Origin of the sequence: Stenotrophomonas sp. B2, from assembly GCF_014947095.1 — a bacterium.
GTDB lineage: Bacteria > Pseudomonadota > Gammaproteobacteria > Xanthomonadales > Xanthomonadaceae > Stenotrophomonas > Stenotrophomonas maltophilia_P.
In genome coordinates this window covers 281,862-297,185 of record NZ_JADCQA010000001.1, presented here as the reverse complement: position 1 = coordinate 297,185, position 15,324 = coordinate 281,862, and the positions used below count along the sequence as shown (strand labels likewise).

The following is a 15,324-nucleotide window of genomic DNA, read 5'->3' as shown; positions in this document are numbered from 1 at the left end:
CCGCCTCAGCGAGCCGGTGGCGGCGATAGCGGTGTCTGCGTCGACTCGCCATTGATCTTGGCCGTGATCTGGTCGTTGTCCCGGTCGACAGCCGTGCGCTCCACGGGCCAGCGCATCACCTGGCCGGGCAGCACATAGCCCAGCAGGCCGGGGTGGACGATACGCGGGCGTTCGACACTGCCCAGCGCCAAGTCGGCGATCTGCGCGTAGCTGTCGCCGGAATTGCCGATCTCGACGCCGCTGCGACCATCGTCCAGCCGCAGCAGGCGTGCCTGCAGGCGCGGTGCCGGCGTGCCCCCAGCCGGCTGGATGAATACCGGGATCGAATAGCGCAGCACGAACTGCATGCCGCTGGCGCGGGTGGCCAGGTCCGGCACTTCGTCGACGATCAGGCGGTAATGCTGCTGGGAGGCCGGTGCCTCGCTGTCCGTGCGCATCACCCGCACCAGCTGCTGCTGGCCTGCGGCCAGTTCCTGCATCGGTGGGGTGGCCAGCAGTCCATCGGCAGGCAGCAGCTGCTCATTGCCATCCTGCTGGACCCAGCGGAACACCCGCACCTGCAGCTTCACCGGCGAGGTCCCGCTGTTGGTCAGCCACAGCTCGGCGGCACGCTGGCGGGGCTCCAGCTGCAGGGTGGTGGGCGCGACCTGCAGACTGGTGGCGGCGGAGGTGGCCATGGCGCTGGCCAGCAGGCAGGCGAGCAACGCCACGCCGGCGGCGCGCCACAGGCGGGGTCGGGACATGGAGGCGTGCTCCATCAATAAGTGATCGTGGCGGTGATCGTATCCAGGTAGTTGCCGGCGGCCGCGTTGTTGGTGCTCAGGTTCAGGATCTGGCCGTAGACGATGTAGGGGACCGCCAGGCCCGTGCCGATGCCGGCCTGGGTATTGGTGCCGGTCGTCGACCCCCAGACCAGGCTGTGTGCCGCGTCGCGGTACAGCTGGTAACCGACGTAGTTGTTGGCGGTCACCGCCGCGTCGGTGTTCTTCATGCGCCGGGTGGTGACGTCGCCGGCCGTACCGGCGTTCGCACCCGCGTTCAGCGCGATCGTATACGGGGTCAGCGCAGAGCACTGGGCGGTCACCGTGCCCTGGCCCAGAGTAGGTATCGCGGTGGTCGATGCGGCGGTACCGAAGTCGACGTTGGTGGCGGCCGCGGCCGTGATGGTGCAGGCCTTGGTGACCACGAGGGTGACGTTGAAGGTGGTGGTATCGGCCGCCAGCGCCGGGCCGGCCAGCAGCAGCGCGGTCATGGCCCCGGCAAGGGAGGAGCGCAGTGGGATTCGCATGGACAACCTCCTTGACCCGAAGGTCCGTTGAACAAGGCGAAGGCGGCACGTTCGGGGCCGCTTCGGCGACGCTGGCGCCAGCTTAGGACCGCCAAGTGTCTGTAATCCGTGATAAACAGGGGCTGCGGAATGTGGGCGCGATCACGCTTTCGCTCGCCTTGCCGGAACTGTGCATGGCCGGGAACGTCCAGTTGGGTGGCGTTCGTTCAGATTGCGGCCGGATCGGCGATAATGGGCGCCATGAGCGTGAATCTGAAAACCCCGCAGGAAATCGAGATGATGCGCATCGCCGGCCGCCTGGCCAGCGAAGTGCTGGACATCGTCACCCCCCACGTCAAGCCCGGTGTCACCACCGAGGAACTGGACCGCATCTGCCATGACCATATCGTCAACGTGCAGGGCGCCATTCCGGCCAACGTCGGCTACCGCGGCTTCCCCAAGACCGTGTGCACCTCGGTCAACAATGTCATCTGCCACGGCATCCCGAGCGAAGGCAAGGTGCTCAAGGACGGCGACATCGTCAACATCGACGTGACCGTCATCAAGGATGGCTGGCACGGCGATACCAGTCGCATGTACTTCGTCGGCACACCGTCGGTGATGGCGCGCCGTCTGGTGGAGACCACCTACGAAGCGATGTGGCGCGGCATCCGCGCGGTACGTCCGGGGGCGACCCTGGGAGACATCGGCCACGCGATCCAGAGCTATGCCGAAGGCGAGCGCTTCAGCGTGGTGCGCGAGTACTGCGGCCACGGCATCGGCAAGGTCTATCACGACGAGCCGCAGGTGGTGCATTACGGTCGCCCGGGGCAGGGCCTTGTGCTGCAGCCGGGCATGACCTTCACCATCGAGCCGATGATCAACGAGGGCACCCGCTACAACAAGGTGCTGCCGGATGGCTGGACCGTGGTGACCAAGGACCGCAAGCTGTCGGCGCAGTGGGAGCACATGATCGCGGTCACCGAGACCGGCGTTGACGTGCTGACCCTGTCGCCGGGCGAATCGCAGGTCTCCTGAGGATGCTGCCGGCGAGTTCGCTGCTGGACACGCCGGCCGCGTCGCTCAACGACCCGGACTGGGCTTCCGCTGCACGGCAGGCCTTGCAGCAGGCCGATGCGCGGCTGTACCGCCGTTTCGACCAGGGCGACAACATCGAGCGCCTGCTGGCGCTGCGCGCGCGCGCGGCTGATCACCTGATCCGGCTGGCGTGGCAGCGCTGCCTGCCGTCCGACAGCGGGCTGTCCCTGTTCGCAGTGGGCGGCTACGGCCGTGGGGAGCTGTTCCCACGTTCTGACATCGATCTGCTGGTGTTCGGCGCGCCGCCAGCGCAGCTCGCCCACGAAGCGGGCCTGGCGCGGTTGTTCGCCCTGCTGTGGGATTGCGGATTGGCGGTCAGCCATGCCGTGCGTTCGGCGGCGCAGTGCCGCGAGGCGGCCGCCGACCAGACCGTGCTGACCGCGCTGATCGAAGCGCGCCCGATCCTGGCCGACGATGCGGCGCGCCGGGCGCTGCGCGAAGCAACCGACGACGACAGCGGACTGTGGCCGGCCCGCACCTTCTTCCTGGCCAAGCTGGAGGAACTGCGCAACCGCCACCAGCGTTTCGGCGATACCGCCGACAACCTCGAGCCCGATCTGAAGGATGGCCCCGGCGGGCTGCGTGATCTCAATACGCTGGGGTGGATGGCGCTGCGCGCGTTCGGCGTTCGCGACCTTGAGGCGCTGGTCGGGCTGGGCCATCTGGGTGCCGACGAAGCCGCGGCGCTCCAGCGGGAGCGCGCGGTGCTGGCGCGCCTGCGCTTCGGCCTGCACCTGGTGGCACGGCGGCCGGAGGAGCGCCTCCGCTTCGATTACCAGAAGACACTGGCCGCGCGGCTGGGTTTTGAGGACGACGCCGAGAACCTGGGCGTCGAGAAGATGATGCAGGGGTTCTATCGCGCCGCTTCGGTGGTGCGCCGGATCAGCGACCGCCTGCTGCAACGCTTCGAGGAGCAGTTCGACGGCGAAGCGCTGCCGGAACCGCTGACCGTGGGTTTCTCGCTGCGCCGCGGCTATCTGGCGGCGAACGAGGCGGCGTGGCCGCGCGGCGACATCGGCCAGGTGTTCGCCCTGTTCGCCGGCTGGGCCAACAACCCGCAGGTGCGTGGCCTGCATTCGCTGACCGCGCGCGCACTGGCCGAGTCGCTGCCGCTGCTGCCCGCCTATGACCAGGCCGATGCCGATGCGCGTGAGCAGTTCATGGCGCTGCTGCGTGGCCAGCGCCCCGTCGACACGCTCTCGCGGATGGCCCGGCTGGGTGTGCTGGGCGAGTGGATTCCCGCGTTCGCCCAGGTCAGCGGGCGCATGCAGTTCGACCTGTTCCACGTCTACACCGTCGATCAGCACACGCTGATGGTTCTGCGCAATATCGGCCAGTTCGCCAGCAGCCGTGCCGACGAGCGCTTCTCGATCGCGCATGAAGTGTGGCCGCGGCTGCGCAAGCCGGAACTGCTGCTGCTGGCCGGGCTGTTCCATGACATTGCCAAGGGCCGCGGCGGCGATCATTCCGAGCTGGGAGCGGTGGATGCGCGCGCGTTCTGCCAGGCGCATGCGCTCAGTGCCTCGGATACCGAACTGGTGGCGTGGCTGGTCGAACAGCACCTGCGCATGTCGGTGACAGCGCAGAAGCAGGACATCGCCGATCCGGCCGTGATCCATCGTTTCGCAACCCTGGTCGGCAGCCGCGACCGCCTCGACTACCTGTACCTGCTGACCTGCGCCGACATCGCCGGCACCAGCCCCAAGCTGTGGAACGCCTGGAAGGACCGGCTGCTGGCCGATCTGTACTTCGCCACGCGGCGCGCACTGCGTGAGGGCCTGGAGCATCCGGTGCCGGCCGCCGAGCGCGTTGCCGAGGCGCGTGACAGCGTGCGCGCGCTGGTACGCGAACAGGGCTATGACGACGCCACGATCGACCGCCAGTTCGCCGTCATGCCTGATGAAGGCTTCATCCGCCTGCGTCCGGAGCAGCTGGCCTGGCAGGCCGCTGCGCTGGTCCCGGTGAAGCAGGGCCAGGCGCTGGTGAAGGTGCGCCGCATCAGCGTCGACGACCCCGCGCTGGAAGTGTTCGTGCATTCGCCGGATCGCGACGGCCTGTTTGCTGCCATCGTGATGACGCTGGACCGCAAGGGCTACGGCATCCATCGCGCACGGGTACTGGACGGCCCCGCGGGCACCATCTTCGATACCTTTGAGGTCAGCCCCGCCGATACCTTCGCCGATGGCAGCAGCGCCAACCTGGAAGCTGCGCTGCGCGAGGCGCTGGCCGGTGACCTGGGCCGTCTGCGCCCGTCGCGGCGGGTGGTGCCGCGGCAGCTGCGTCACTTCCGCTTCGTGCCGCGCATCGAGTTCCGCGATGAGCCCGGCGCAACCCGATTCGCCCTGGTCGCACCCGACCGCCCCGGCCTGCTGGCCGACGTGGCGTTCGTGCTGCGCAACCAGGGCCTGCGCGTGCATGACGCGCGCATTGCCACGTTCGGCGAACGCGCCGAAGACACCTTCGTGATCAGTGACGAACACGACCTCCCCCTGACCGAACCCGCCCGGCAGCAGCTGCATGACGCGATGCTGGCCTGCCTGGACCCTGATCGAAACGCCGGAGACCCCACCTGATGGCCACCAAGCCTGCAAAGAAGACCGCCGCGACCGCCAAGAGCGCGGCGGCCCGAAAGACCACTGCCGCGACGGCCGCAAAGAAGACCGTTGCCCCGGTGAAGAAGGTGGCTGCCGCGAAGAAGCCGGCGCCGAAGAAGGCCCCGGCCAAGAGCGCGGAAGCCGCGCGCGCCGAGACCATCGCCCGCAAGTCGCTGCGCAGGCCGGCCGCGCCGGGCGTGGAAGAACTGAAGTTCGGTATCGAAAGCGCCTTCGAGCGCCGCGCGACGCTGACCCTGCATGAACTGGAGGGCTCGACCCGGGTGCTGGTCAACCGCGTGATCGACGGCCTGGAAAGCGGCGAGTTCCGTGTCGCCGAGCCGGACGGGCAGGGGGGCTGGAAAGTCAACGAATGGCTGAAGAAGGCGGTGCTGCTGTACTTCCGTGTCAATGACATGGCAGTGGTCGACGCCCGTCCGGCCCCGTTCTGGGACAAGGTCGAATCGCGCTTTGCCGGGTACGACGAAGCGAAGTTCCGTCGTGCCGGGGTACGCGTGGTGCCGGGCGCGATCGCGCGCCGGGGTACCTACTTCGGCAAGGATGTGGTGCTGATGCCGAGCTTCACCAACATCGGCGCCCATGTCGGCGAGGGCACCATGGTCGATACCTGGGCCACCGTCGGTTCCTGTGCGCAGATCGGCCAGCATTGCCACCTGTCCGGTGGCGCCGGCATCGGCGGCGTGCTCGAACCGCTGCAGGCCAGCCCGACCATCATCGAAGACCATTGCTTCATCGGCGCGCGTTCGGAAGTGGTGGAGGGCGTAGTGGTCGGCCACCACAGCGTGATCGGCATGGGCGTGTTCCTCAGCCAGAGCACCCGCATCTACAACCGCGCCACCGGCGAGATCACCTACGGCTACATCCCGCCGTACAGCGTGGTGGTGTCGGGCTCGCTGCCGAGCAAGGACGGCACGCACTCGCTGTACTGCGCGGTGATCGTCAAGCAGGTCGATGCCCGCACCCGCAGCAAGACCAGCGTCAACGATCTTCTGCGCGGCCTGGCGGACTGACGATGGCTGCGCCGGACGACCTGGCGCAGTCCGCGATCTACCGGCATCCGTTCGACAACGTGTTCGCGCGGATGCTGCCGCGCCTGCTGCGCGCACCGCGCTGGACCCGGCTGCGCCGCGCGCTGTCGCGGCGCTGGCCGATGCCTGCGCTGGCCAGCGATGTGCGCGATGTTATCTACGCCAGCTGGTGGGTCGATGTGCGTCATGCGCCGTCACCGCCGCCTGGCCATCACTACGTGGTCCATGCCGGTCGTACGCCTTACACCATCCTCAGCTATCGCCACGGCCACTTCGGGCCGGCCCTGGCCGGCCCTCTGCGGGCGCTGATGCCATCGCCGCAGCAGAGCAACTGGCGCTGGTACCTGCGCCGCGACGACGATCCGGACGGCACCCCGGTCGTGCTGTTCGACCGCAACGTGATGGATCAGCTGGCCTTCGTCGCCGGTGCGCGTGCCTTCAGCGATGCCATGCAACCTCATCTCTCCGTGCGCTTCGCACATGTGCTTGGGGCCGATGGCGGCGGCCATACCCTGATCGAAGGTGGGCACGGCAGCGCGCCGGCGCTTCGACTGCAGTGGCAGGTTGCCGCAGGCTGGGACGATGCCACGTGGTCGGCGGCCTTTGGCGGCCATCACGCCCTGCTGCGTTTCCTGACCTGCCAGGACGAGGCCATCGCCCGTACCTGTGACGGGCACTGGGCCAGCACCCGCATCGACCTGCCGGTGGAGCTGACCCATCTGCGGCCGCTGCACCTGCAGGGTACGCTGCAGTGTCCACGCCTGCAGGCGATGGGCGTTGCGCTGCCCGACGGGCTGGCCTTCCACCTGCCACGCGTGCCGTTCCGGGTCGTGTCCGAGCGTCTGTTGTGAGATTCTGCCCCTCTGTTTTCCAGCATTGCCGATGGCCATGAGCACCACTGTCTACGGATTGAAGAACTGCGATACCTGCAAGAAGGCTACCAAGTGGCTGGACCGCTTCGGCGTGCCATACACCTTCGTCGACTACCGCGAGACCAAGCCCGGCCCGGAAACGCTGGTCGAGTGGGCCGCGCAGCTGGGCGGCCTCTCCGCGATGGTCAACCGGTCATCGACCACCTGGCGGCAACTGCCGGACAACCGCAAGGCGGCCGCCTCCGATGCCGAGTGGAAGCTGCTGCTGCGCGAGTACCCGCAGCTGATCAAGCGCCCGCTGGTGGTGACGTCCGACGGCAAGGTCAGCCAGGGATTCAGCGACAACGGGTTCAAGGCGCGCTTCGGCGTGGGTGGCGCGTGAGCGCGGTGCTGGACCTGGCCAGCGAGCTGATCGCACGGCCATCGGTCACGCCGGACGATGCCGGCTGCCAGGCGCTGCTTGCGGAGCGGCTGCAGCGTGCAGGGTTCGACTGCGAGCACCTGCGCCTGGGCGACGTCGACAATCTTTGGGCGACCCATGGCAGCGGTGCGCCGGTGCTGGTCCTGCTGGGCCACACCGACGTGGTGCCACCGGGACCGCGCGAGGCCTGGCAGAGCGATCCGTTCGTCCCGCAGATCCGCGATGGCGTGCTGTACGGCCGTGGCGCGGCCGACATGAAGGGCAGCGTAGCCGCGTTCGTGATCGCGGCCGAGCAGTTCGCCGCAGCCCACCCGCATCATGCGGGAACGCTGGCGGTGCTGCTGACCAGTGACGAGGAGGGCGATGCGATCGACGGCGTGCGCCATGTCGCGCGCCTGTTCGCAGAGCGTGGCCAGCGCATCGACTGGTGCATCACCGGCGAACCCTCGTCGACCGCAACGCTGGGCGATCTGCTCCGCGTCGGCCGCCGCGGCAGCCTGTCGGCGAAGTTGCGCGTGCAGGGTGTGCAGGGCCATGTGGCCTACCCGGAGAAGGCACGCAACCCGATCCACCAGGCGGCGCCGGCGTTGGCCGAACTGAGTGCGCGGCGCTGGGACGAGGGTTACGAGAGCTTTCCGCCGACCAGCCTGCAGATCTCCAACATCCATGCCGGCACCGGTGCCAACAACGTGATTCCGGGCGAGCTGGAAGTGGATTTCAACGTCCGCTACAACCCGCATTGGGATGCGCCGAAACTGGAAGCGGAGATCAGCGCGGTGCTGGACCGTCACGGCCTGCAGTACACGCTGAAGTGGCACCGCAGCGGCGAGCCGTTCTACACGCCCGAAGGCACGCTGCGTGCCGCCGCGCGCGCCGTGCTGGCCGATCACATCGGCGGTGCGCCGGAAGAAAGCACCGGTGGCGGAACGTCCGACGCCCGCTTCATCGCGCCCTTGGGCGCGCAGTGCATCGAAGTGGGACCGGTCAACGCCAGCATTCACCAGGTGGACGAGAACGTGCGTGTGGACGAGCTTGAGGCCCTGCCGGGCCTGTACCTGCGGCTGGTCGAGCGCCTGCTGGTGTGAGGCACGACGCCGGGCATGGCCCGGCGCCGCCCTTGGCCGACGGTAGCGCCGGGCCATGCCCGGCGTACGACGCACCTGGTTGCCAACGCAACTGTTGCGCGGCCCCGGAAACCGGGTTAGGGTCGGGTCATGTCGATCCGCCTGGCCACCGCCGTCAACAACAACCGCAATAATCTGCGCGCGAATAATCGTGCGCGGCCGATGCGGGACTGCGCCCTGGGTAGATAGACAGCAACACACGCCCGGACACCAGAAAACCCGCATCGGCCGATGCGGGTTTTTTTGTGCCCGGGCGCAGCGCTACCCGGGCCTGGATGGCCGGTCGAACACCTTGCCCCTCGTAGAACCGACAACAGGAGTTCCCCCATGTGTTCGATCTTCGCAATCTTCGGCCTGCAGGCCGGTGATGATCTTCCCGCCCTGCGCCGGCATGCGTTGGAGCTGTCGCAGCGGCAGCGTCATCGTGGCCCGGACTGGAGCGGCGTCTACCTTGATGACGGTGCACTGCTGGTGCACGAGCGGCTGGCCATCGTCGATCCGGCGGGTGGCTCGCAGCCGCTGTTGTCGGCGGACGGTCAGCTGGCGCTGGCGGTCAACGGCGAAATCTACAACCATCAGCTGCTCAAGGCCGCGCTGGCCCACCCCTACGACTTCCAGACCGGCTCGGACTGCGAGGTGATCAACGCGCTGTACCGGCAGGGAGGCTCGCCGTCCCGCTGGCTGGAGCAGCTCAACGGCATCTTCGCCTTCGCGCTGTGGGACCGCGATGCCGGTCGCGTACTGGTGGCGCGCGATCCGGTCGGCGTGGTGCCGCTGTACTGGGGGCACGACGCGCAGGGGCGCCTGCGGGTGGCCTCGGAGATGAAAGCGTTGGTGGATACCTGTGCCGACGTTGCCCAGTTCCCGCCGGGTCATTACTACGACAGTGCCAGTGGCGAACTGGTGCGCTACTACCAGCAGCCCTGGCGCGAGTATGCGGACGTTGAAGGGCGCCAGGCCGATCTGGCCGAGCTGCGACAGGCCTTTGAACATGCGGTGGAACGCCAGCTGATGAGCGACGTGCCGTACGGCGTGCTGCTGTCCGGTGGATTGGATTCGTCGCTGGTGGCCGCCGTCGCCGCCCGCTATGCCCGCCGCCGCATCGAGGATGGCGGCCAGAGCGAAGCCTGGTGGCCGCGCCTGCATTCGTTCGCGATCGGGCTGAAGGGATCGCCCGATCTGGCCGCCGCCGCCGTCGCCGCCGAAGCGCTGGGCACCGTGCACCACGGCTTCGAGTACACCTTCGAGGAAGGCCTCGACGTGCTCCCCGAGGTGATCCGCCATATCGAAACCTACGATGTCACCACCATCCGCGCGTCCACGCCGATGTTCCTGCTGGCACGACGGATCAAGGCGATGGGGGTGAAGATGGTGTTGTCCGGCGAAGGCAGCGACGAGATCTTCGGCGGCTACCTGTACTTCCACAAGGCACCGGACGCGCGCGAATTCCACCAGGAGCTGGTGCGCAAGCTCGATGCCCTGCACAACTACGATTGCCTGCGTGCCAACAAGTCGATGATGGCCTGGGGCGTGGAGCCTCGCGTGCCGTTCCTGGACCGCGACTTCCTCGATGTGGCGATGCGCATCGACGCCGCGCACAAGATGGTAGGCAGCGGCTTCGGCGGTCGCCGTATCGAGAAGGCGGTGTTGCGTGAAGCGTTCGATGGCTATCTGCCGGACAGCATCCTGTGGCGCCAGAAGGAGCAGTTCAGCGATGGCGTCGGCTATGGCTGGATCGATGGATTGAAGGCGCACGCCGAGGCGCAGGTCAGCGACCGGGTACTGGCCGCCGCCGACAAGCGCTTCCCGCACAACCCGCCGCAGACCAAGGAGGCGTACTACTATCGCCACCTGTTCGAACAGTTCTTCCCGAGCAGGGCCGCGGCCGAAACGGTCCCGGGTGGAAAATCGATCGCCTGTTCCTCGCCGGCCGCGATTGCCTGGGACGCGAGTTTCGCCGCAGCGGCCGATCCGTCCGGCCGGGCGATTGCCGGGGTACACGAGCAGGCCCTGGCGTGACCGGCAGCGCCGGGCCACGCCCGGCGGGCGCGCAGCGTCGGCGCAGGCAAGGACGTATCATCGCCCCCCTGCACATTGGGGAATGTTCATGGACGTACAGAGCGAGGGCCGGGCGCCGCCGATGAAGTGGGGGTGGCGCTACGTGGCCTGGGCCGGGCTGCCGTTGCTGGCCGGCCTGCTGCTGGCGCGGTATGCCGGGCCGGCGGCGCCTGAAGCGGTCGCACGCGCCACGGTTGCCGACGAAGGCAGCTGGGCCCGGCATCTGTCATCGCCGCTGGGCCTGTTCCTGCTGCAGCTGCTGGTCCTGCTGCTGGTGGCCAAGGGCGCGGGAGCGCTGCTCAAGCGCTTCGGCCAGCCGGCGGTGATCGGCGAAATGGCGGCAGGCCTGATGATGGGCCCGTTGGTGCTGGGCAGCCTGTTGCCGCAGTTGCATGGCGCGCTGTTCCCGGAGGCGTCGCTGGCGCCGTTGGGCCTGCTCAGCCAGCTGGGTGTGCTGATGTTTCTGCTGGTGGCCGGTGCCGAACTCGACCTGGCCGCACTGCGCGGACGACGGCGGTTCGCGTTCACCGTCAGCCATGCCGGTATCGCCGTGCCATTCATGCTGGGCGTGGCCCTGGCGATCTGGCTGTACCCGCAGCACGGTCCGCAGGGCGTGGGCTTCACGTCCTTCGCGCTGTTCGTCGGGATATCGATGAGCATCACGGCATTCCCGGTGCTGCTGCGGATCCTCGCCGATCGCGGCATCACCCATACGCCGCTGGGACAGACCGCCATTGCCTGCGCGGCACTCGGCGACGCCACGGCCTGGTGCCTGCTGGCGCTGATCGTGGCGGCTGCACAGGCCGGTGGCTGGCTGCCGGCAAGCCTCAACCTGCTGGGCGTGGTGGCCTTCGTGGTGCTGATGCTTGGCCTGGTGAGACCGTGGTTTGCCCGCCAGCAGGTCGTGGCAGGACGCGAAGGACGGTGGTTGCTGGGCATCCTGCTGTTGTCGCTGGCCAGTGCGCTGGTGACCGAGATGCTGGGCATCCATGCGTTGTTCGGCGCATTCGCTGCGGGCGTGGCGGTGTCATCCAATGCGCCGCTGCGCGCACTGCTGATGGCCCGCGTCGAGCCGTTCGCGGTGACCCTGCTGCTGCCCCTGTTCTTCGCCATGACCGGCCTGCGCATGCGCGCCGACGCACTGCACGCCGGCGACATCGTGCTGTGTCTGGTGGTGATCGCGGTGGCCACGGCCGGCAAGCTGCTGGGCACATTCAGTGCCGCCCGCAGCACCGGCCTGCCTGCCCGCGAGGCATGGCGGCTGGGAGCGCTGATGAACACGCGCGGCCTGATGGAACTGATCGTGCTCAACCTGGGCTATGAGCTGGGTCTGCTCGGGGATCGCCTGTTCGCGGTACTGGTGATCATGGCACTGGTGACCACTGCGATGACCGGGCCGTTGTTGAACCTGATCGAGCGCCGCCGCACCTGAGCCGGTAGCGCCGGGCCATGCCCGGCGGCTTTGCTGTCCGTCCGCGCTGCGCGCTCGCCGGGCATGGCCCGGCGCTACCCCTCTATCTCGCCGGCACCAGCGTCATCACGTGCTGGGCCTTGCCCGGTAGGAACGGCGAGGGGCGGCCATGCACCCAGTCTTCGTGGCCCGCGCCCCAGTAGGGGGACAGCGGGTGGCCGCTCTGGCCACCGGGCATGTGCACGATGCCGTCGGCTTCGTGACCGGGGGAGACCACCATCCGCTGCGAAGCACCGAAATCCGGGGCCTGCACCCGTGGCATGTCGCGGTCGCCGGGCAACGGCTCGGCCGGCATGCACAACGCGCGGCGTGCGAAGGCGGGCAGGGCGCGACTGACCGGGTGGCAGATCGACGCGGTGTTGCGCTCTCCCCAGCGGCGCTGGGCCAGCGGTCCCTGGCCGGCAAGATCTGCTTCCAGCTCACGTGCGGCCTTCGCCAGCAACGCATCCCAGCTGTCGATACCGGGTGGCAGCAGATGTGCCGGGCGCTGTTCCAGCATCGGCCAGACCACGCCTTCCAGCTCGGGCAGCCGCGGCGGCAGGTAGTCGGCGCCCAGCTGTGCGCGGGCAGGCGCGAGCAGCGCGCCTTCGACCGCATCGAGCACCTTGCCACGGAAGCCGCGGGTGATGCGATAGCTCACCGAGTCCACCGATGCCCGTCCTTCCCAGTGCGCATTGGCTTCATGCAGGCGCTGCAGTGCAGGGTCGCTGCTGTGTGCGGTGATCTGCTGCAGCAGCGCCCACCAGCGTTGCAGCATTACCGCGCGGTCATCGAGCTGGATCGCCAGCAGGTCGTGCTCATCGAAACGGTCCTGGACCGCCAGCAGGTCGCGGATCTGCCGCGCGCGGGCGCCAAGGTCGTAGCCGCCATTGCCGGCCACTGCCAGTGCGGCGCCGTCCAGCACGCGGCCGTTGGCGGTCCACAGACGGTGGTCGGCGGGATCGATCAGTGCGGGGGCAGCGTCGCTGCGCAGCGACCAGGGTGCGCAGGCGTCATTGCGCGCTGGCGCGTAGCCGGCCGCCGCACATCCGGGGCCACGGTCCGGACGGGCGCCGATCAGACGCCAGGCGATGCGCCCACTGCGGTCGCCGATCACCAGGTTCTGTGCAGGAATGCCGGCGCGGTCGGCCACGCGCAGGGCCTGGTCCAGGTCGCCCGCGCGGGCCATGTCGGCGAAATCCAGGCGCACCGCGCCGGGCAGATGTGCGACCCAGCGCAGTGCGTCGCCGCTGCCATCGGCGTGGGTGTGCAGGATCGGCCCCCAGGCGGTCTCGCGCACCGGGAACACCACGTCATCCTGGCCGGCCACGGCGATGCGCTCTTCGTGCACCGTCACCGGGGCAGTGGCCGGTTCGTTGCGGAAATCGGCGGTGTCGATGTAGCTGTTGGTGAATCCCCAGGCGATGTGCCCGTTGCTGCCGACGATGACGGCCGGTAGACCGGGCAGCGAGAAGCCACTGATGTCGACCTGGCCATCGGCCGCCTGCGGATCGGGATAGCGCAGGCGCACGCGGAACCAGAGACCGGGTGCACGCAGGCCCAGGTGCATGTCGTCGGCAACGATCGCACGGCCATCGGCAGTGAGGGCGCCGGCCACGGCGAAGTTGTTGCTGCCCACTGCGCCGGTTTCCACCGGCACGGAGGCGGGCGAGGCGGCCAGCGTGCGCAGATCCAGTTGCCCTGCATCGGGCAGCAGGGCATTGCCGCGCGGCTCGCCGAACAGGGGCGCATCCCATTCGCTGCCCTGGTGCGCGATCAGCGCATGCAGCGCCGGTGGCACCACCGCCTGGATGCGGCTGAGCGCCAGTTCAGTCCGGTTGCCCGGATCCTGCAGATCGGCGTACATGGCCAGCCCCGCCAGCACGCTGTCGCTGGCGGTCCACGGCTGCGGCGCCTGCCGCAGCAGCAGGTAGGCCCACGGGCGCACGAAGAGATCGGCCAGGCCCTGGTTGACCCCATCGACATACGCGTTCACCGCCGCGGCGTTGCTGCCCAGGGCGGCCTCCAGATGGGCTCCGGTCCGCGCGCGCAGGCGATGAACCCGCATGCGCTTGTCCACCTCGATGGCCTTCGGGCCGAACAGCGCAGCCAGTTCGCCGGCCGCGCTGCGCCGCATCAGGTCCATCTCGAAGTAGCGCTCCTGAGCGTGGACACGGCCGAGCGCACGCATGGCGTCGGCCTGGCTGCCCGCGGTGATGGTGACCACGCCCAGCGCGTCGCGCTCGACAGTGACTGCTGCGCTTAGGCCGGGCAGGGCATGTTCACCTTCCAGATCGGCCAGGCTGCCGCGCAGCAGCAGCCACGCTGCCAGGGCCACCACCAGCAGGGTGGCGATCAGCACGCCGAGCAGCCAACGCCATGTACGTCGCATTGCAGGTCCTTTCCGAACGCCGGGGCCGATTGTAGCCGCAGGCGCAACTGCGACTGATTCCGATTAGATCACCGTATCCCGAAATGGGGCACCCTATGCCGCATCGATTCACAGGAGCCCCCCATGAAAGGCAACCCGGACGTCATCGCCTGCCTGAAGGAACTGCTGCGCGGCGAGCTTGCCGCGCGTGACCAGTACTTCATCCACTCCCGCCGTTACGAGGACCAGGGCCTGTTCGCGCTGTATGAGCGCCTGAACCACGAGATGGAGGAAGAGACCCAGCATGCCGACGCGCTGCTGCGCCGCATCCTGTTCCTTGGCGGTGATCCTGACATGCGCCCGCACCTGACCGAGCCGGGTACGACGGTGGAGGAGATGCTGCAGAAGGATCTGGACACCGAGTACGCCGTGCGCAACAACCTCGCCGCCGGCATGAAGCTGTGCGAAGAGAAGGGCGACTACGTGAGCCGCGACATCCTGCTGGCGCAGCTGAAGGACACCGAAGAGGACCACGCCTGGTGGCTGGAGCAGCAGCTGGGCCTGATCAAGCGCATCGGCCTGGAGCTGTACCAGCTGAGCAAGATCGACGGCAGCGGCGCCCCGGCGCACTGAACCGGTACCGTCGCCCGCCAGCACCGGAGCATCGCTCGCCAGCCTTTGCCCGCCAGCCGACAACGAAAAAGCCGGGGAATGACCCGGCTTTTTCGTGTCTGGTGCTGCGTTTCGGTAGCGCCGGGCCATGCCCGGCGGGCAGAGCGGGTCGACCGAGGCCGATGTAGTCGGGGCCGGGATCGGATCCGTTTTCAACGAGAACGGCTCTGACCTCGTTGCATTTGAGGCGGTGATCTGACTTAGGTGGGTCATTTCCACTGCCTCAAATGTCATGCGCGCTGGCACAAGTGATGACGGGCGGAGTGGTTGCGGAAGTCTGGAGTTGAAAGCCGATATCCCCTTGAAATCTAGGTTGACAGGAGAGTCCGTGAGGATTGACCCGTAATGCGG

12 protein-coding genes are annotated in these 15,324 nt (G+C 68.3%); 9 read left to right on the top strand and 3 right to left on the bottom strand.

Annotated features, from left to right (window positions below):
• Positions 1–5: 5 nt before the first annotated feature.
• Both IMX13_RS01450 and IMX13_RS01445 read right to left on the bottom strand, forming a co-directional pair.
• Complete coding sequence (locus IMX13_RS01450) at positions 6–758, bottom strand: molecular chaperone (RefSeq protein ID WP_193395595.1); 753 nt, start codon at positions 756–758, stop codon at positions 6–8.
• Complete coding sequence (locus IMX13_RS01445; protein ID WP_053518329.1) at positions 758–1,288, bottom strand: spore coat U domain-containing protein; 531 nt, start codon at positions 1,286–1,288, stop codon at positions 758–760. The genes IMX13_RS01450 and IMX13_RS01445 overlap by 1 nt, the downstream gene beginning before the upstream one ends.
• Before the next feature lie 240 nt (positions 1,289–1,528).
• Here IMX13_RS01445 and map point away from each other — a divergent pair, with 240 nt between their 5' ends.
• From map to IMX13_RS01405, 8 genes are all read left to right on the top strand, one after another.
• Positions 1,529–2,305, top strand: coding sequence for a type I methionyl aminopeptidase (gene map, locus IMX13_RS01440; protein WP_111185881.1), 777 nt, complete (start codon positions 1,529–1,531; stop codon positions 2,303–2,305).
• A 2-nt stretch (positions 2,306–2,307) separates the two neighbouring features.
• Positions 2,308–4,938 carry a [protein-PII] uridylyltransferase gene (locus tag IMX13_RS01435; protein ID WP_193395594.1) on the top strand — a complete coding sequence of 877 codons (2,631 nt, stop codon included), beginning with the start codon at positions 2,308–2,310 and terminating at the stop codon, positions 4,936–4,938.
• Complete coding sequence (gene dapD, locus IMX13_RS01430; RefSeq protein ID WP_053518332.1) at positions 4,938–5,987, top strand: 2,3,4,5-tetrahydropyridine-2,6-dicarboxylate N-succinyltransferase; 1,050 nt, start codon at positions 4,938–4,940, stop codon at positions 5,985–5,987. The genes IMX13_RS01435 and dapD overlap by 1 nt, the downstream gene beginning before the upstream one ends.
• A 2-nt stretch (positions 5,988–5,989) precedes the next feature.
• Complete coding sequence (locus IMX13_RS01425) at positions 5,990–6,856, top strand: hypothetical protein (RefSeq protein ID WP_193395593.1); 867 nt, start codon at positions 5,990–5,992, stop codon at positions 6,854–6,856.
• Positions 6,857–6,887: 31 nt separating this feature from the next.
• Positions 6,888–7,259 carry an arsenate reductase gene (locus tag IMX13_RS01420; protein WP_180875666.1) on the top strand — a complete coding sequence of 124 codons (372 nt, stop codon included), beginning with the start codon at positions 6,888–6,890 and terminating at the stop codon, positions 7,257–7,259.
• Positions 7,256–8,383, top strand: coding sequence for a succinyl-diaminopimelate desuccinylase (dapE, locus tag IMX13_RS01415; RefSeq protein WP_193395592.1), 1,128 nt, complete (start codon positions 7,256–7,258; stop codon positions 8,381–8,383). The genes IMX13_RS01420 and dapE overlap by 4 nt, the downstream gene beginning before the upstream one ends.
• Positions 8,384–8,749: 366 nt before the next feature.
• Entirely contained in the window at positions 8,750–10,441 is a 1,692-nt protein-coding gene (gene asnB, locus IMX13_RS01410) for an asparagine synthase B (protein WP_193395591.1), read from the top strand.
• An 82-nt stretch (positions 10,442–10,523) separates the two neighbouring features.
• Positions 10,524–11,912 (top strand): cation:proton antiporter, encoded by a 1,389-nt coding sequence (locus IMX13_RS01405; protein ID WP_193395590.1) that lies wholly within the window; start codon positions 10,524–10,526, stop codon positions 11,910–11,912.
• 82 nt (positions 11,913–11,994) lie between these two features.
• On the opposite strand, the gene IMX13_RS01400 is transcribed toward IMX13_RS01405, so the two are convergent.
• Positions 11,995–14,322: a penicillin acylase family protein gene (locus IMX13_RS01400; protein ID WP_193395589.1), complete on the bottom strand. Its 2,328-nt coding sequence runs from the start codon at positions 14,320–14,322 to the stop codon at positions 11,995–11,997.
• 123 nt (positions 14,323–14,445) lie between these two features.
• On the opposite strand from IMX13_RS01400, the gene bfr reads away from it, so the two are divergent.
• Positions 14,446–14,934, top strand: coding sequence for a bacterioferritin (gene bfr, locus IMX13_RS01395; protein ID WP_053518345.1), 489 nt, complete (start codon positions 14,446–14,448; stop codon positions 14,932–14,934).
• Positions 14,935–15,324 lie beyond the last annotated feature (390 nt).